This is a genomic window from Desulfobulbus alkaliphilus (assembly GCF_016918545.1).
In the GTDB taxonomy this organism is placed as follows: Bacteria; Desulfobacterota; Desulfobulbia; order Desulfobulbales; family Desulfobulbaceae; genus Desulfobulbus; species Desulfobulbus alkaliphilus.
On the sequence record NZ_JAFFQC010000009.1, the window covers coordinates 43,036 to 59,524 of the forward strand.

General features: G+C 55.2%; 15 protein-coding genes and 1 pseudogene. 9 read left to right on the plus strand and 7 right to left on the minus strand.

Annotation, left to right across the window (positions count from 1 at the left end; all coding sequences use genetic code 11):
* Nucleotides 1-4: 4 nt before the first annotated feature.
* The 6 genes from gpt to JWG43_RS06590 all read right to left on the minus strand — a co-directional run bounded on the left by gpt (nucleotide 5) and on the right by JWG43_RS06590 (nucleotide 6,408).
* A complete protein-coding gene (gpt, locus tag JWG43_RS06565; RefSeq protein ID WP_205242029.1) occupies nucleotides 5-490 on the minus strand; it encodes a xanthine phosphoribosyltransferase in 486 nt (161 codons plus the stop codon).
* A gap of 181 nt (nucleotides 491-671) precedes the next feature.
* Nucleotides 672-1,592: an ABC transporter permease gene (locus tag JWG43_RS06570; RefSeq protein ID WP_205242030.1), complete on the minus strand. Its 921-nt coding sequence runs from the start codon at nucleotides 1,590-1,592 to the stop codon at nucleotides 672-674.
* Entirely contained in the window at nucleotides 1,589-2,650 is a 1,062-nt protein-coding gene (locus JWG43_RS06575) for an ABC transporter permease (RefSeq protein ID WP_205242031.1), read from the minus strand. Before JWG43_RS06575 ends, JWG43_RS06570 begins: the two co-directional genes overlap by 4 nt.
* A 47-nt stretch (nucleotides 2,651-2,697) precedes the next feature.
* Entirely contained in the window at nucleotides 2,698-3,747 is a 1,050-nt protein-coding gene (locus JWG43_RS06580; RefSeq protein WP_371925161.1) for a BMP family ABC transporter substrate-binding protein, read from the minus strand.
* 282 nt (nucleotides 3,748-4,029) lie between these two features.
* Nucleotides 4,030-5,418, minus strand: a complete 1,389-nt coding sequence (locus tag JWG43_RS06585; RefSeq protein ID WP_205242033.1) for an ATP-binding cassette domain-containing protein — start codon at nucleotides 5,416-5,418, stop codon at nucleotides 4,030-4,032.
* Nucleotides 5,419-5,454: 36 nt separating this feature from the next.
* On the minus strand, nucleotides 5,455-6,408 hold the full coding sequence (locus tag JWG43_RS06590; protein ID WP_205242034.1) for an aldo/keto reductase: 954 nt from the start codon (nucleotides 6,406-6,408) through the stop codon (nucleotides 5,455-5,457).
* A gap of 331 nt (nucleotides 6,409-6,739) precedes the next feature.
* Between JWG43_RS06590 and JWG43_RS06595 the strand changes: the two genes are divergently transcribed.
* The 8 genes from JWG43_RS06595 (at nucleotide 6,740) to JWG43_RS06630 (ending at nucleotide 14,613) form a co-directional block, all read left to right on the plus strand.
* Nucleotides 6,740-8,152, plus strand: a complete 1,413-nt coding sequence (locus JWG43_RS06595; protein WP_205242035.1) for a diguanylate cyclase — start codon at nucleotides 6,740-6,742, stop codon at nucleotides 8,150-8,152.
* A 409-nt stretch (nucleotides 8,153-8,561) separates the two neighbouring features.
* A complete protein-coding gene (locus tag JWG43_RS06600) occupies nucleotides 8,562-10,430 on the plus strand; it encodes a GspE/PulE family protein (RefSeq protein WP_205242036.1) in 1,869 nt (622 codons plus the stop codon).
* Nucleotides 10,431-11,270, plus strand: a complete 840-nt coding sequence (locus JWG43_RS06605) for an HDOD domain-containing protein (protein ID WP_205242037.1) — start codon at nucleotides 10,431-10,433, stop codon at nucleotides 11,268-11,270. It begins immediately after the preceding gene.
* Nucleotides 11,271-11,654: 384 nt separating this feature from the next.
* Nucleotides 11,655-11,942, plus strand: a complete 288-nt coding sequence (locus JWG43_RS06610; protein WP_338033245.1) for an ArsC family (seleno)protein — start codon at nucleotides 11,655-11,657, stop codon at nucleotides 11,940-11,942.
* A 14-nt stretch (nucleotides 11,943-11,956) separates the two neighbouring features.
* Nucleotides 11,957-13,141, plus strand: a complete 1,185-nt coding sequence (locus JWG43_RS06615; RefSeq protein ID WP_205242039.1) for an aminotransferase class I/II-fold pyridoxal phosphate-dependent enzyme — start codon at nucleotides 11,957-11,959, stop codon at nucleotides 13,139-13,141.
* Between the two features lie 4 nt (nucleotides 13,142-13,145).
* A complete protein-coding gene (locus tag JWG43_RS06620; protein ID WP_205242040.1) occupies nucleotides 13,146-13,796 on the plus strand; it encodes a pimeloyl-ACP methyl esterase BioG family protein in 651 nt (216 codons plus the stop codon).
* A gap of 314 nt (nucleotides 13,797-14,110) precedes the next feature.
* Nucleotides 14,111-14,353 carry a type II toxin-antitoxin system Phd/YefM family antitoxin gene (locus JWG43_RS06625; protein ID WP_205242041.1) on the plus strand — a complete coding sequence of 81 codons (243 nt, stop codon included), beginning with the start codon at nucleotides 14,111-14,113 and terminating at the stop codon, nucleotides 14,351-14,353.
* Complete coding sequence (locus JWG43_RS06630) at nucleotides 14,350-14,613, plus strand: Txe/YoeB family addiction module toxin (protein ID WP_205242042.1); 264 nt, start codon at nucleotides 14,350-14,352, stop codon at nucleotides 14,611-14,613. The genes JWG43_RS06625 and JWG43_RS06630 overlap by 4 nt, the downstream gene beginning before the upstream one ends.
* On the opposite strand, the pseudogene rhuM reads toward JWG43_RS06630, so the two are convergent.
* Nucleotides 14,614-15,354 (minus strand): annotated as a pseudogene (gene rhuM, locus JWG43_RS06635) (RhuM family protein); the annotation flags it as partial.
* 236 nt (nucleotides 15,355-15,590) lie between these two features.
* Between rhuM and JWG43_RS06640 the strand changes: the two are divergent.
* Nucleotides 15,591-16,175: a class I SAM-dependent methyltransferase gene (locus JWG43_RS06640; protein ID WP_205242044.1), complete on the plus strand. Its 585-nt coding sequence runs from the start codon at nucleotides 15,591-15,593 to the stop codon at nucleotides 16,173-16,175.
* Nucleotides 16,176-16,489: the final 314 nt, after the last annotated feature.

The following is a 16,489-nucleotide window of genomic DNA, read 5'->3' on the forward strand; positions in this document are numbered from 1 at the left end:
GGGATTATACCTGTCCGGTGATCATGGGGTGAACGAACTGGGACTCCGCGTCCCAGGGAAAGAGAATCCAGGTGTCCTGGCTCACTTCAGTGATGAAGGTGTCGACTTCCGGCCGTCCGGCCGGTTTGGCGTAGACCGTGGCAAAATGAGCTTTGGGGGCAATCTGTTTGACGATTTTGGCGGTGCGGCCGGTATCGACGAGGTCATCGATGAGCAGCCATCCTGTACCATCGCCATCGATGCCTTTGAGAATTTCCGCCTCGCCTTTTTTATCCTGCCAGTCATAACTGGAAATGCAGATGGTGTCGACCAGGTGAATGTCCAGTTCACGGGCAACGATGGCCGCAGGTACCAGGCCGCCGCGGGTGATGGCGATGATGCCTTTGAAGTATTCGATATTGAGAAGCCTCCAGGCCAGGGCCTTGGAGTCCCGGTGCAATTGTTCCCAGGAAATGGGATAGGTTCGTTTGTATCTGGCGTTATCAGCCATGCGCAGACCTCTTGAAAAGTGTTGCATCATCCGTTGATATCTTCCGCCTGGATCCGTGAGCGGATACCCCGAAGGGCGGCTGGTGGAAGGTGTTGTCAAAGGTTTTGTTTCTATTACAAGATCATTGCAGCGTGATGAATCCGGAATAAGCGTCCGGCTGTCACGGATTCAGCTTCCGGAGTCAATCCCTTGGTTCGATGTTGACACCGAGGGCTGCCGGTGCTCCTGTCTTTTTCTTGTGCAGGGAAGAAAAAACCAGCACAGCCACGGTCAGGATATACGGCAGCATGAGCAGCAGTGATGAGGGCAGGGTGGTGCCAAAAGCCTGCAGTCTGAGTTGCAGGGCCATGATGCCGCCAAAGAGATATGCACCGAATACGGCCCGACCCGGACGCCAGAAAGAAAAAATGACCAGGGCCACAGCGATCCAGCCCCGACCGGCGGTGAGGTTGTTGGTCCACAGGTGGGTATAGGCCAAAGACAGGTAGGCTCCTCCAAGCCCCATGAAAAAGCCACCGACCAGCACCCCGGCCCAGCGATAGGCAACCGCATTGATGCCGGCGGCAGCAGCGGCTCCCGGGAATTCGCCGGTGGCCCGGAGATTGAGGCCAAAGCGGGTGTAGGTAAAAAACAGCCAGAACAGGAGCGGCAGCATATAGCTGAGATAGACCAGGGGGTCATGGTTGAACAGAACAGGGCCAAGCCCCGGGATGTCGGCCAGGAAGGGAATGGGGACAGGAGTGAAACCGGGTGCGGCCTGACCGACAAAAGCTGTTCCGAAGTAATTGGCCAGACCGGTGCCGAGAAGGGTCAGGGCGAGGCCGGACACCACCTGGTTCCCTTGGAAAACAAGGCAGACCAATCCGTGCAGCGACGCGGTCAAGGCCCCGGCGAGGCCGGCAGCGCAAAAAGCGAGGACCGGGTTGCCGCTTGCCTTGGCGACCAGAAACCCGGTGAGGCAGCCGGTGAGCATCACCCCTTCGACTCCCAGGTTGAGCACTCCCGATTTCTCGGAAAACATCGCCCCCAGGGTGGCATAGAGGATCGGGGTGCCGGAAATCACCGCCGCGGTCAGCAGGGGAATGAGTATTTCCACGGTCATGAGCGGCTCCGCGGGACAATGCGATACCGCATGAAAAAGCCGCCGGCCAGGACGGTCATCAGAATCAATCCTTCCAGGATGGAACCGAAGGCTGCCGGTACCCGCAGGTCAAGTTGCAGGTGCTCTACCCCCACCCGCAATCCCGCGAGCAGAAAGGAGCTGATGGCGATATTGAGCGGGTTGAGGCGAGCCAGCCAGGCAACGACAATGGCGGTAAATCCATAACCGGCCATGATGGAGGGCTGCAAACGATTGAGGGAGGCCGAGGCTTCGAGAAATCCCGACCAGCCGGCCAGGGCACCGCTGAGAACCATGACCAGGACCACCAGGCGATCATAGGGGATGCCGGCGTAACGAGCGGCCCGGACACTGTCGCCGCTTGCCTTGATTTCAAATCCCCAGCGGGTAAACCGGAAAAAAATCCAGACCAGCAAGCCCAGAACCAGGCAATGGGTGAGCCCCCAGTGGACGCTGGAACTGCCCATGGTACCGATCACCGCTCCCGGGGGGAAGGGTGCGGTCATGGGAAATCCTGATACGTCCCGCCATGCCCCGTAGACAAGAAAATCGAGGAAGAGAATGGCGATGTAGTTCATCATCAGGGTGACGATGATTTCATTAGTCCCCGCCCGCTGGCGAAGCAGAGCGGGGATCATCCCCCAGAAACCACCGGCCAGGCAGGCCATGAGAACCATCAGGGGAAGAAGGAAGAACTTGGGCAGTCCGGGGAAGGAGAGGGCGATCCAGGTGGCGCCCACGGCACCAAGTGCGAACTGACCTTCGGCGCCTATGTTCCAGATCCGCAGCCGAAAGGCAATGGCGACCCCCAGGGAACAGAGAAAGATGGGAATCGCTTTGATGAGGCAATCCTCCAAAGCCCAGCGAGAGCCGAAGGCGCCTTGCAGGAGCACTTTGAAGCCGGTGAGGGGCGGCGTGCCCTGAATGGCAAGGAGCAGCAGACCAAGCAGCAGCGAAAGGCTCACCGCGGCCAGGACAATAAGGCAGGAGCGCCATGCCGGCTGCTCCTGCCTTTTTAAGATCCTGAATCCTGCTGCCATAGGTGCACGGTCCGAGCTGAGGGCGTTTCAGCCTGCAGCCCTGTCGATCATTCAGTGGTCCCGACCACCCCTTGAACAAACCAGTTCATACTCAGGAGCTCCTCATCCGGCAGGACCACCCCATCGGCGACCTTCTCGGCCCCCTGCTGATTATTGATCGGTCCAACAAAGATCTTTTCTTCCCCCCGGATGATCTGTTCTTTCACTGCTAAAACCCGGTCCTGAACCTCTTGAGGGACCATGGGGCCAAAGGGAGCCAGGTCGACGATCCCCTCAGCCATTCCCGGCCAGTCGGAAGAGGCGGTCCAGGTCCCGTTCCGCACCTGCTCGACCACCTGCTGGTAATAGGGAGCCCAGTTCCAGATCGGAGCAGTGAGATGGGCATTCGGGGCAAATCGGCTCATGTCGGTATTGTAGCCGATGGAATAGACACCTTGCTGCTGGGCCGCTTCCTGTGGCCCGGGCGAATCCTGATGTTGGGCTATGATGTCGGCACCGGCATCGAGCAATGATTTAGCTGCTTCTTTCTCCATGGCCGGATCATACCAGGTTTTGGTCCAGACCACCCTGACGGTGACATCAGGGTTCACTGCCTGTGCCCCCAGGGTAAAGGCGTTAATCCCCCGGATCACTTCAGGGATGGGATAAGCGGCTACATAGCCGATGACATTGGAGGTGGTCATGGCGCCAGCAACCATGCCGGAGAGGTAGCGGGCCTGATAAATACGACCGAAATAATTGCCCATGTTGTCAGCAGTTTTGAACCCGGAGCAATGCATGAACACTGTGTTTGGAAATTGGCCGGCAACTTTGAGCATCGGGTCCATGTATCCGAAACTGGTGGCAAAAATAATATCGTACCCCCGGCGGGCCATGGTTTGGATGACCCGCTCGGCGTCTGGACCTTCGGCGACAGCCTCGACAAAGGCGGTCTTGACACCGGGCATTTCCTCCAGGGCCAGTCGCCCCTGATCGTGGGCGTGGGACCAGCCCGCATCACCCACTGGTGAGACATACACAAAGCCCACCATCAGTTCCTTTTCCGCAGCGTGGATGGTGCTGATCCCTGCAAGACAGAACAGCGCCATGAAAATCATTCCGATCCGCATTGTTTTCCTCCTGGTTGTTGGATGACGTACTCCTGGATCCGTGAACGTCCCGTAGGGCGGTTGGTGCAAGTTGTTGTCAAGGGTTCCGCTGCAATTATAAGTTGATTACAGCAAGATATACCCAAAACAAGATTCCAGCCGTCACGGATTCAGGATATTGTTCAAAAGGTCACCGCACTTATAACCTGAATACAGCAAAATGTATGCAAAACAAAAAACCAGCCGTCACGGATTCAGGTGATTCAGATTTGTTTCATGTGCCGAGCTGCTTCAAGAGAAGCAGACTTTCTGCCTGAAAAAATCGCGGTCTTCGTCCTGGCGATGGCTGACATAGAGGATCGTGCTCAACCCCTCCCTGGCGATGTCTTCGAGAAAATCAAGCAGGGCATGGCGGTTTTTCTCATCGAGCCCCTGGGTAGGTTCATCGAGAATGAGCAGGGGGGGCATTTTGATCAGGGCGCGGCCAAGAAGAATCAGGCGCTGCTCTCCGTAGCCAAGCTGCCGGAAAGGGGTTTTCTCTTTTGCAGCCAGGCTGAGTCGCTGCAGCCACCTGCGACCCAGGTCCAGCTGCGCATGGGTCGGCTGGGCATAGAGGCCGATGGAGTCAAAGAGCCCGGAAAGGACGACCGTCAGGGCTGTGCCGACCATACGATGGTTGCGGTGGAGGTCGTGACTGACAATGCCCAGGTGTTTCTTGATGTCCCAGATAGACTCACCACAGCCACGACGTTGACCGAACAGGGTGAGATCGTTGACATAACACAGGGGGTTGTCTCCGGTGATGATCTGCAGCAAGGTTGATTTGCCGCAGCCGTTCGGACCGGAGATGAAGGTGTGGTCCCCCTTATTGATCTCCAGGTCGAGGTCGGCGAACACCGCCACATCGCCATATCGAGCAAAGCCGTGGCGGAGGGTGACCAGGTTTGTTCCGGGCGGCTTGGTGCTGGTTGCCGGACGTTCGCCACCTATGACGGTGACCGAGGCCTGGAATAACGGTGCTTGCCGCTTGAGCAACGAACAGGCCGCGGCGTGGACCTCGACAACCGGACCCTGCAGGACAAGAACACCCTGGTCCAGGACGGCGAGGTGAGAACACCATGGTGGTATATCGCAGGTATTGCTGACAAAAACCAATAAAGCCGTTCCGTGGCCGCGCAGCCGGGCCAGAGTGCTGTCCAGGTCCCTGCACCCGGCATGGTCCAGGCCTTCATAGGGGTTTTCGATCAGCAAGCAGGAAACGGCCCGGGTCACCTGTTGCAACAGGCAGAGTTTCCTTGACTCGCCGGAACTCAGCTGCCGATATCCTCTGTCCAGGAGGTTGCCGAGAGCGAACAGATCAATCAGTTCCCGGTGCTGTTCCCGCTCGGTGACAAAATCGCCGGCCCGTGTCCCGGGGTCGATTCGATCGAGAAAATCGCTGTCGTCCCGACGCAGTTCCTCTTCGAAAAGCGCCTGTTGGCGCTTGAATGAAACCACACCGAGGTCGCTTGGCAGACGCAGGACATCCGCCTGGACCCCGACATCCTCGCCACTGAGCACATCGCAGAGAATGTCGATACCGGAGGCATTGCTGCCGATGAAACACCAGGCCTGGTCCGCTGTGGCCATGAAACGATCGACCTGGAGTCCGGGGGCCGAAATGCACTGAATTTCAATCATTCTTCCGGAACAGGTGGAGCGAAGACGGCCCGGTTATCATTCATCCCATAATTCCTTCACGGTGTACGGTGAGCCTGGTATCTGGAAAAAGGAACCGTCGACAAAACGGTAGCCGCGGTCCAGAGTGGCAATTTCTTCCAGGTCGCCGGCATCGAGAATCAAGCCGGCCGCCGCCAGATTTTCCCGGATTCTTTGCGGGTGGACTGACTTGGGGATAACCACCGTTTTCCGCGCTAATCCCCAACTGATCAACACCTGTCCGGGGCTGACCTTGTGTCGGGTTGCTATGCGCTGGATGACCGGGTTATCGAGCAGGGATGGTTCATCCTTCTTTTTCATCCCCTTGGGCCGGTCTCCCGAACCCAGAGGTGAATAGGCCGTGAGCAGGATGTTGTTGGCCTGGCAGTACTTGACCATTTCCGGCTGTTGCAGGTAGGGGTGCATTTCAATCTGGTTGTTGACCGGCTGGATGGTCGCCTGTTGACACAGGTTGTCGAGTTTTTTGATACTGAAATTGCAGACCCCGATATACCTGGTCAGTCCCTTGGCCACGCAGGCCTCCAGAGCACGCCAGGTATCGATGATCGGAATACTATCCAGCGGAAGGTACTCGTCACCGTTGCGGGCAAAGATGATATCGGACCGGAACAGCACAGGCCAGTGGATGAGGAAGAGATCCAGATAGTCCACCTGCAGATCGAGCAGGGTTTTTTCCAGAGCCGGTTGCACCATATCAGGGCCATGGGCATTGTTCCACAGCTTGGAGGTCAACCACAGGTCCTGCCGGGAAACGGTCCCCGCGGCAAACGCCCTGGACAGAGCTGTACCGACCGCGGGTTCGTTGCCATAGATAGGGGCACAGTCGATATGGCGGTAGCCGGCGGTAATCGCCTCCTCGACCGCCTTGGTCACCTCCGCGGATGCCGATTTCCAGGTGCCGAGGCCAAGGGCCGGGATCAGGCCTTCTCCGGGTAATGGGTACTGTTGCATGATTATCCTCCTTGCATGGTTTATGCTGGCTTTCTTTCCCACGGTTACTCCTGAATCAGGGAACCTGAGAGCATGGAACAGGAGTGGGTACGAACCTGATCACCTGGGCTGGTAACGGCCTGGTTTATCAGGCTCCTGTCCATTCCACTCACCCTGGTACTGTAAAAAGCGCTTCCCGGTCCGTCAAACAAATAACCAAAGAGCGCACGGTTTTGCCGGGCAAGGCCCTTGGGGTAGGATGCTGATCGCTACCATGTCCTTTGATTTTCGTCTTTGCTGGATTTCTTTTTTTGCATACAATAAGAAAAAGAGCGCGGGAGAGGGTGTAATAATGAAAAAAGCGGGTCGTGCCGTGACAACACCAGGAAAAAAAAAGACATCCGGACAGGGCCCCGGCAAGCAGGAGGGGGCGTCCAGGGGAACACATACGGTCATGGTGGTGGATGACAGCTCCACCATGCGAGCCATTATCGGCAAGGAACTTGAAGCCGACGGATACTCGGTCATAACATTCAGCGATGGTCTGGAGGCTCTTTCCTCGCTGCATTGGATGGCGTCTCCACCGGATCTGATCACCCTGGATATCGACATGCCCAGAATGGATGGGTTCGCCTGCTGTGAAAAATTGCGTGAAATGGAGAGCAGCGGCCTGTTTGGTGATGCGGAGATCCGCACCCCGGTCCTCTTTGTCTCGGCCAACGATACCCTGGTCAACCGGAGTCGCGGATTCCACCTGGGAAGTCTGCAATTTATTTCCAAACCTTTTGTCCGCGGCGATATTAGCGCCGCGGTCAGCCGGGTACTGCGGCCCCAGGCAACCTATGGCGGAATGAATGCCCTGGTGATCGATGATAATCGAGGTGTCAGGAAAATGGTCGTTTCCTGCCTGGAGCAGATCGGGTTGACCGTATTTGAGGCGGAAAACGGCAAAATAGCCTACGATCTGCTCAAAAAATATATCGACCGGATCGATCTGATCATTGTCGATTATGATATGCCGGTCATGCGGGGAGACGAATGCATCCATCTCGCCCGGCAGCTGCCGGAAGCAGAGCATCTGCCCATGCTCTCACTGAGTGGATCTGGAGAGAGCGACGCTGTGCTGCGAATGTTCCGAGCCGGCGCCACCGACTATCTGGTCAAACCCTTTATTGTCGAAGAGCTGCTGGCCCGGGTTCAGGTTCATCTGCAATTGCGACAACATGTCCGCCATCTCCAGGATTTGAACCGGGATCTGTATGACAAGGCGGTGAATGATGCGCTCACCGGTCTGCGGAACAAACGATTTTTCCTGGAAGCTTTTGCGGAAATGTTTGCCATGGCTCTGCGCGCTCAAGCCGATCTCAGCTGTCTTTTTTTCGATCTTGACCATTTCAAACAGGTCAACGATACCTGTGGCCACCCCTTTGGTGATTATGTCCTGGAAGGTATCGGTACCATGATCAAATCAACTGTCCGCTGTGGTGATCTGGGCGCACGGTACGGGGGCGAGGAATTTGTCGTCGCCCTCCCGGGAACCGATCTGGCCGGAGCTGGAATTGTCGCCGAAAAAATTCGCGGTCTGGTCGAAGCGTATCAGTTCAGCGATCAGGGACGGCAATGGCCCGTGACCGTCAGCATCGGCGTGGCTTCGCTGCAGGAGCATCTACCTGCCACCGCCCAGGATCTACTACAGCTGGCCGATCAGGCCCTGTATCGTGCCAAGAAAAAAGGTCGCAATCGGGTGGAGTTGTTCTCGCCCTGACCGCGGACGCGGTGCTGTTTGCAGGTATCTTGGGCCGCCGGCCTGATTCATCCTCTGTTGGCATGTAATTACCTTGAATCACGAATCGAATCCACGTATAATCTTTGTACGCGATGCAGAGAAAAAGATCGCAATGACCACTCCACCACTTGCAGAACCATTGCCTGAGCATGTTGCCATTACCCCTTGTATCCGTGACGGCTGGACGCTTTTTTGGGTATATATTGCTGTAATTATATGATAATTACAGCGGAATCCTTAAGGAGAACCTTCACCAGCCGCCATTCGGGGCGGATCTTGTTTGGGTTTCATTTTCCTGTAAGCAGATTGCAATTTCAGGGTCATCTTTAATGATGACCTTCACCAGCCACCCTTGGGGGCGTTCACGAATCCGGGGAACATTGACAGCATGACCACAGCGTTAAAAGAGAGCTACGGCACTATCATTGACCTGCTGCTGCAAACCAACAAAGTCAATCGCCAGCAGGTGGAACATGCGGTTCGCATTCAAGCCAAGCTGACCTCTTTTCGACCCCTGCTCAAAATTCTCAAGGATCTTAAGTTCGTCACCGATCAGGACGTCAAGGACACCTTGAGTAAAACGTCAGCCCCGATCCGCATCGGTGATCTGCTGACCGAACTTGGCTATCTGTCACCCGAGGATCTCGAAGCCGCCTGTCGCCTGCAAAAGGAGGATGAGAATCGGGAAAAACTAGGCCGTATCCTGGTCCGCCACAATTTTATCGATGAACAGGCTTTTATCGAAGTCCTCTCCATCCAGATGGGCTACCCTATCATCGAACCGGCCCTGAACAATATCGATAAAAAAATGTGCAGCAAGGTGCCCAGGGCATCGATGATCTCCCATGGCTTTATCCCTCTCAGGAGCGAGGATGGCATGGTTCGGGTCGCCTTTGCCGATCCTCTGGACCAGGAAGCCCTGCAGGTTGCCAAACGATACCTGGGGGCGGGCATTGTCCCCATTATTGCCCAGGAACGGTCCATTAAAAAAACCCTTGACCAGTTATCGGAAAAAAGCGCTGGTCAGCCCCTGACCCTCGGCACTTCAACCATTGTCGGCACTGTCAATGCCATAATCCTGGCGGCGGTGAAGAACAATGCCAGTGATATTCACATCGAACCACTCCAGGACCGATTGCAGGTCCGATTTCGTGAAGACGGTGTTCTCAGCCATTTCCAGGAGTACCCCAAGGAGATCATTCCGGCGCTGTCGAGCCGTATCAAGATTATGTGTCAGGCCGACATAGCCGAAAAAAGACGCCATCAGGGGGGCCGCATCCTCTTTGCGTACGATGAGGGCGAACTGGACCTGAGGGTTTCCTTTTTTGTCACCATTCACGGGGAAAAAATCGTCCTCCGTCTGCTCAATCGCAAGCAGGAACTGTTTGACCTGCAAGCCATCGGTCTGGCACCACGGATGCTCTCCCGTTTTCTCGAAGATGCCGTCTACCAGCCCAGCGGAGTGCTCCTGGTCACCGGTCCGACCGGGTCCGGGAAAACATCTACCGTATACAGCTGTATCCATACCCTGAAAAATCCCCAGGTCAGTATCATTACCGCCGAGGAGCCGGTGGAATATGTGATCGAAGGTATTGCCCAATGTTCCATTGACCCCAAGATCGACCTGACCTTCGAAGAGACCCTCCGCCATATTGTCCGTCAGGATCCGGATGTTATTGTCATTGGTGAAATCCGTGATACCTATTCCGCTGAAGTGGCTGTTCAGGCGGCACTCACCGGTCACAAGGTGTTGTCCACCTTTCACACCGACGACAGCATCGGGGGCCTTGTTCGCCTGCTGAACATGGATATTGCTCCATTTCTGGTGTCATCAACGGTGGTCAGTGTCCTTGCCCAACGCTTGTTGCGGCGGGTTTGCCCGACCTGTGCCGTTGACACCAGCCCCACGCCCATTCAGTTGCAGCGTTTACGCTGCAATAGCGTCGACCTGCAGGGTGCCCAGTTTAAAAAAGGCCGGGGATGTAGAGCCTGTAAACAGACGGGTTATCGTGGCAGGGTAGGGGTTTTTGAGCTGCTGGTCCTGGACGAACAGGTTCGCAATGCCATTCTCGATAAAAAAACCAGTTATGAAATCCGTGCCATCAGTATCAATCATTCCGGCCTGGTCACCCTGTTCGAAGACGGCCTGGTCAAGGCTGCAGCCGGGATCACCACCCTGGACGAAGTCCTGCGCTGTCTTCCTATCTTCAACCCGCCGCGTCCCCTCCTCGAACTCCGTCGCCTCTCTGGAGTATAAATGACCGCCTCTGTTTCCCTTATCGATGCTGTCAACCGGGCCATAGAAGCCGACAATGTGCCCCTGCCGGTGTTCAGCGCTGCTGCCAGCCGTATCCAGCAAGAGCTGGCAAAAGAAGAACCCGATATCCGCATCATCGAAAAGATCATCACCGCTGATCAAGCCCTCTCCACTCAGGTGCTGAAAATAGCCAATTCCTCCTTTTATCGTGGCCTTGCCGAGGTTAGTACGGTCCGGTCCGCGGTCATGCGCCTCGGAATGCCGGAGGTGGAAAAAATCGTTCTCCTTGCCAGCTCGCAGCAGCATTTCAAGAGCAAGGACAAGGTCCTCCAGCAGGTGATGAAAAAGCTCTGGCAGCACTCCGTGGGGTGTGCCTATGGATCGGTGTGGCTGAGTAAACGATATGCCTATGGGGTAGATTCGGGACAGGCCTTTTTCGCCGGACTGTTCCACGATGTCGGTAAACTGTTTATCTTGATGGTAATTGAACAGATCAAGCGGACCAACAGGGAAGTCAAGATTACCGATGCCCTGCTCCTGGAGGCCATGGCCAGGCTGCATGCCCGGGAAGGCGGAAAACTGCTCGCGCAATGGAACATGCCTGACCACTTCTGTGTTATTGCCCGGGAGCACCATGCAGACGAAATTGACAGCAAGAATGTCCTCTTGCTGGTGGTGCGGATGGCGAATCTGGTCTGCCACAAACTCGGTATCGGCCTGGTGCACAATGCCTCCCTGCTTCTGCCCGCGACCCTTGAGGCAACCCTGCTCAATCTCAATGAAATCGATCTGGCAGAGCTGGAAATCGTCCTCGAGGATACCAAAATCCTTTCCGGTTGATGGTGGCCCAAGGGGCGGCTGGTGCAGTTTCTTGTCAAGGGTTATTCCGTAATTATAATATGATTACAGTACTATGCACCCAGAACAAGAGTCCAGCCGTCACGGATTCAGGAAAGGGTCTCCTTGTCCCTGTACCGGATTCCGCTTGTTTCGAAAACCCGGATCCGTACAGAGGGGAAACAATTGTTGGTGGACGCGAACCTGTCGACCTTGCATTGCCCCGGGGGAAAGGGTAAAGGTACACACGGTTCCCGGCGTCTGGACCGGTTTATGTCCACCTCCGTGGCAAGGCTCTATGTGGCAGGCCTTCACCCCTGTGTTCTTCGTAAGGAGGAGATAATGCAGATTGACTGGGCGTATCTGAGAAAAGGCTGAGCTTCGTGCATCAAAGCACAGGCTGTGCTCAAAGAGAAGAACCTGTCCATCGCGCAGGTCAGCGATGCGAGAAAAGAAGCGCTGGCCGGAGATGACGCCTGGATGCTGCTCGCCAAGGCAAAGGAAATCCATGTCGCCCGGGGCAAAAAACAGCGCATTTTTGATCCGCAAGCCGACGACAAAGACGAGATCCTCGCCCAGACCCTGGGCCGGTCCGGTACTCTGCGGGCTCCGACCCTGCGGATTGGGGATCGCCTCCTGGTGGGCTTCAATGAGGCCCTGTATGCGCTCCTGTAAGGAAGAACATATCCATGTCAACTGATCTCCACCACCATCTCGCCGCCCAGCTGACGGATATAGAACAGCAAGGACAGCACCGTTCTCTGGTCCCGGTGATGCATCTGGACCTGGGTTGTATCGATATAGACGGCCGCCCCTACCTCAATCTCGCTGGCAACGACTACCTGGGGCTGGCAACCAACCGGGAGCTGCTGCGGGAATTTTACCGGGAGCAGAACGAAGAGAATCTGCTTGAAAACTACGGCCTGGGGAGTACCGCTTCTCGCCTGATGACCGGCAACACCTTGCCGTACCGGCAACTGGAACACCAGTTGACCGCGTTGTACCAGACAGAGGCTGCCCTGGTCTTCAACTCCGGCTATCATCTCAATATCGGCATCCTCCCCGCCCTGGCCAGCAAACAGGATCTGATCCTTGCCGACAAACTCTGCCATGCCAGCCTGATCGACGGCATGCGTCTGTCGCGGGCCAGGCTCATCCGCTATCCCCATCTGGACTACCAGGCCATCGAGGATCTGCTCGCCCGTTTGCGGGGACAATACAATCAGGTCTTCATTGTCACCGAATCGATCTTCAGCATGGATGGCGATACCGCGGACCTGCGGGAACTGGTCCGCATCAAGGATCACTGGCGGGCCGCCTTGTATGTGGACGAGGCCCACGGGGTCGGTATCAGGGGGGAGCAGGGCTGCGGTCTGGCGGAAGAGCTGGGGGTTGTCGGCGATATCGAGATTCTCACCGGGACCTTTGGCAAGGCCTTTGGCGGTCAGGGGGCCTTTGTCGTCGGTGCCCGGGTTTTGATTGATTATCTGCTCAATACCGCCCGGTCACAGATCTTCACCACCGGGATGCCGCCGATCTCCGTGCATTGGCTCTCCTATGTGCTTCAGCGGATTCCCCACATGCAGGAGCAGCGGATCAAGGTCGACCGGATGGCGGCGCGGTTCCGCGAGGCCCTGCTGCGGGCCGGACTGCGCACCCACGGCAGCAGCAATATTGTCCCGGTCATGGTCGGCGATGCGGCCCAAGCCGTGTCCGCGGCGGAACGAATCTGCGCCCAGGGATACTGGGTGAAAGCGGTGCGGCCGCCCACGGTTCCGGCAGGGACCTCGCGGCTGCGCCTCTCCCTCAATGCCGCCATGGACTGGGAGCAGTTGGCGCCGCTGCCCGGCATCATCGCTGCCGCCCTGGACTGAGCCCATGCAATCGACCTGGCTGCACCGCCACCAGCATCGGGAATGTATTGTTTTTGTCAGCGGCTGGGGTATGGATCCCACCCCGTTCCAGGACATACCCGCTGCGGACTGCGATCTGTGCATGTTCTTTGATTACCGGCAGCTGCAGCCCTTTGCCCTGCAGCCCTTTGCCGACTATGAACGACTGCATCTGCTGACCTGGTCCCTGGGGGTATGGGTGGCGGCCCATTTCCTCGCCGATCACGCCGAGATGTTCGCTTCCCGCACCGCCATCGGCGGCACCCTTTTTCCCGTCGATACCAAGCGGGGCATTCCGCCGGAAAGATATGACGAACTGGTCCATGGCTTTGACGCCGAGGCCCAGGAGACCTTTTTCCGCAACATGTTTGACGACCCGGACCAGTGCCGTCGTTTCCTCGACCATCCTCCCCAACGGCAGGCGCAGGATTTGCTAGATGAACTCACCGCCATTCGCGGCCTGTACAGCCAACAGGGACCGGCCCAGAATATCTACACCCAGGCAATCGTCACCAGCCGCGATCGTATTTTCTCCGCACGAAACCAGATGCGCGCCTGGGGCAGAAGCGCGATGGTCCACAACTGGCCCCACTTTCCCTTCTACCACCTCTCCGACTGGCGCCAGCTGATTGGGTAGTCCTTGCGGATTGTCGATGACCCGCTGAGGTTGCTTAAGGGTGCCGGGTCGACAAAACGCTCATCCCCTGCGGCTCGATGAGAAACTATTCTTGCCTCAAATGCGGCACAAGTTTCGAGGTTGCTGTTTTCTGGCCATCAGCTTCCGCCGGGTTGTCCCGAAGGGCGGCTGGGGAAGGTGAATTGTTCAAAATGTCGCCGCTCTTATAACCTGATGACAATACAATAGAGCCAAAATAAGCGTCCAGTCGTCACGAATTCAGGTGCTTGACAAGTCGTTCGTTAAAGCGTACGCTTTTGTATAGAGGTACTATTATGAATATACTTAATGTGACAGAAGCCAGAGCAAAACTCTATACTCTCATAGATGAAACGGCAGCTTCTCATCAGCCCGTCATGATCACCGGTAAAAGAGGAAATGCTGTCCTTGTGTCTGAAGAAGACTGGAATGCGATATCCGAAACACTCTACCTGCTTTCAGTACCAGGAATGCGGGAATCCATCAAAGAGGGAATGAAACAGGATGTATCGGAATGCTCTCAGGAGCTTGATTGGTGACTTGGGACATCGTTTTCACAAAACAAGCTCAGAAAGATGCAAACAAGCTGGCAGGTGCCGGATTAAAACCCAAAGCACAAAAGCTTTTTGAAATAATCCGAGAAAACCCTTTCCAAAAGCCACCACCTTACGAAAAGCTGATTGGTGATCTTGTCGGGGCTTATTCCCGCAGAATAAATTTCCAACACCGGCTCGTTTACCAAGTGTATCAACAAGAACGTATTATTAAAGTACTTCGATTATGGACACACTACGAATAACCGATATTGCGCCTGTTTTTGGATATTGCGGGGGACAGTATAGGACTTCAGTACCCGTCCACCCGGTGCGTTCTTGTAGGTCATCATGCCCATCAGCGGTTTCTCGGCATTGGCATGCAGGTAGATGATTTCCGCAGCGGTGTGACCGGTGATGGCGAAGTGGAACTTATCCTGCACATGGGCGTAGAAATTTCGGGTGGTCTCCGATTTCGGATCATAATCGATACTGCATTCGGCAAAAATGTCGGTGATCTGTTGGTAAATCCGACGTTCGGAGGCGCGGATTGAGCGGACACGCTCCAGCAGCTCGCGGAAATAGTCTTTGCCGAAATATCGCCCGTTCTTCAGCCGCTCATCATCCATGGCAAAACCCTTGGTGATGTATTCTTTCAGCAATTGTGTGGCCCAGATACGGAACTGGGTGGCTTTGGAGGAGTTTACCCGATAGCCCACTGAAATGATGGCGTCCAGGTTGTAAAATTCCAGCTTTCGTTTGACTTGCCGGGAGCCTTCCTGCTGAACTGTTTCCAAAATGGAAACAGTTGCTTCCCTCGTCAATTCACCTTCTTGATAAATATTGTCTAAATGCTTCGAAATAGCCGGAACACCCACCCCAAACAGCTCCGAAATACGCTTTTGTGTCAGCCAGATCGTCTCGTCGTGCAGAATGCACTCCACCTTCACCTGTCCATCTGGAGCTGTGTAAAGCAGAAAATCCGTCAGCCCATCCTTCGTGGTCAAGCGGCGTTCTTCTGTGTTTTCCGCATGTTCCGTGGTTGCTTTTTTTTCGTGTCTTTTCTTGTTTTTCGTGGTTCATCTTACAAGCTCCTGCATCGATAATGCCAGCCTGTTTGAGAATCTTCCAGGTGATTGGAATGTATAATGGAAAGACCTGGGTAAAGGTGCTGTCCGGTGGTTTTGTTCTGGGTACCAATTGATGTTTCCAAGAGTAGATAGCCCTCCAAAATATTTCAGTAATGAATAATTTCTACGAAGAAAATCATCAATCCTACTTTGCTTCAACAGTAGATATTGACCCTTCTGCTTTTCTGGAGCCTCTTGCCAGACAGCTAAAACCAAAGGCGACCGTCCTCGATATCGGCTGCGGGTCCGGCAGAGACCTACTTTGGTTGGCAAAGCGTGGTTTTCGGCCAACCGGTTTCGAGCAATCTCCGGGCCTTGCTAGCATGGCGAGAAAACATGCCGGTTGTCCAGTCATAGAAGGCGACTTTACCTTGTACGATTTTTCCGGGTTACAATTTTCCGCTCTGGTTTTTGTTGGTTCATTGGTGCATCTTTCGCATGAAGCATACCCCGCAGTTCTCAAGTCAACCTTCCGTGCTCTTGTCCCTGGGGGTATAGTCCTTATCACCATGAAAGAAGGAGATGGTACCACTCTGGCTGCTGATGGCCGAGTCTTTACCTTATGGGCAAGGCAGGATATTGAGCAAATTTTTGCAATGAACCAACTCCATACTTTAGACTTTTCCAGACAAACGTCGAAAATACGTCCAAGCGATATCTGGCTTGGGTATGTGTTGAGATACGGAAATGATAGGTGAGCCTTCTTCGCCTCAGGGTAGTCTGGACGATAGGCTCCATGAGCGTGGATTTAAGACAGGACGATGTCCTTGATCTCCTTGAACTGGCCATCCGAGTTGCCAACAAGCAGGTGGCGCAGACCACGAGATCTGGTTTTTATTGGCTGCCCGGAGCACCTTGCCCAAACCGTACCGCTACCACAACTCGGCCACAACCCGGAACTTGTTCTATGGGCTATACTATTGCAATGCGTGTTCTCGCATTTTTCGAACCAAAAACCGTGGGAAAATTAACGACCTAGATTTTCGGGAAATTTTTCCGGCATTGATCAAAA

Bases quoted from the DNA above. Each gene is read 5' to 3' on its own strand.
- gpt (WP_205242029.1), bottom strand. From the start codon at position 490: ATGGCTGATAACGCCAGATACAAACGAACCTATCCCATTTCCTGGGAA.
- JWG43_RS06600 (WP_205242036.1), top strand. From the start codon at position 8,562: ATGACCACAGCGTTAAAAGAGAGCTACGGCACTATCATTGACCTGCTG.
- JWG43_RS06640 (WP_205242044.1), top strand. From the start codon at position 15,591: ATGAATAATTTCTACGAAGAAAATCATCAATCCTACTTTGCTTCAACA.
- JWG43_RS06625 (WP_205242041.1), top strand. From the start codon at position 14,111: ATGAATATACTTAATGTGACAGAAGCCAGAGCAAAACTCTATACTCTC.
- JWG43_RS06570 (WP_205242030.1), bottom strand. From the start codon at position 1,592: ATGACCGTGGAAATACTCATTCCCCTGCTGACCGCGGCGGTGATTTCC.
- JWG43_RS06595 (WP_205242035.1), top strand. From the start codon at position 6,740: ATGAAAAAAGCGGGTCGTGCCGTGACAACACCAGGAAAAAAAAAGACA.
- JWG43_RS06615 (WP_205242039.1), top strand. From the start codon at position 11,957: ATGTCAACTGATCTCCACCACCATCTCGCCGCCCAGCTGACGGATATA.
- JWG43_RS06590 (WP_205242034.1), bottom strand. From the start codon at position 6,408: ATGCAACAGTACCCATTACCCGGAGAAGGCCTGATCCCGGCCCTTGGC.
- JWG43_RS06580 (WP_371925161.1), bottom strand. From the start codon at position 3,747: ATGATTTTCATGGCGCTGTTCTGTCTTGCAGGGATCAGCACCATCCAC.
- JWG43_RS06575 (WP_205242031.1), bottom strand. From the start codon at position 2,650: ATGGCAGCAGGATTCAGGATCTTAAAAAGGCAGGAGCAGCCGGCATGG.
- JWG43_RS06620 (WP_205242040.1), top strand. From the start codon at position 13,146: ATGCAATCGACCTGGCTGCACCGCCACCAGCATCGGGAATGTATTGTT.
- JWG43_RS06585 (WP_205242033.1), bottom strand. From the start codon at position 5,418: ATGATTGAAATTCAGTGCATTTCGGCCCCCGGACTCCAGGTCGATCGT.
- JWG43_RS06605 (WP_205242037.1), top strand. From the start codon at position 10,431: ATGACCGCCTCTGTTTCCCTTATCGATGCTGTCAACCGGGCCATAGAA.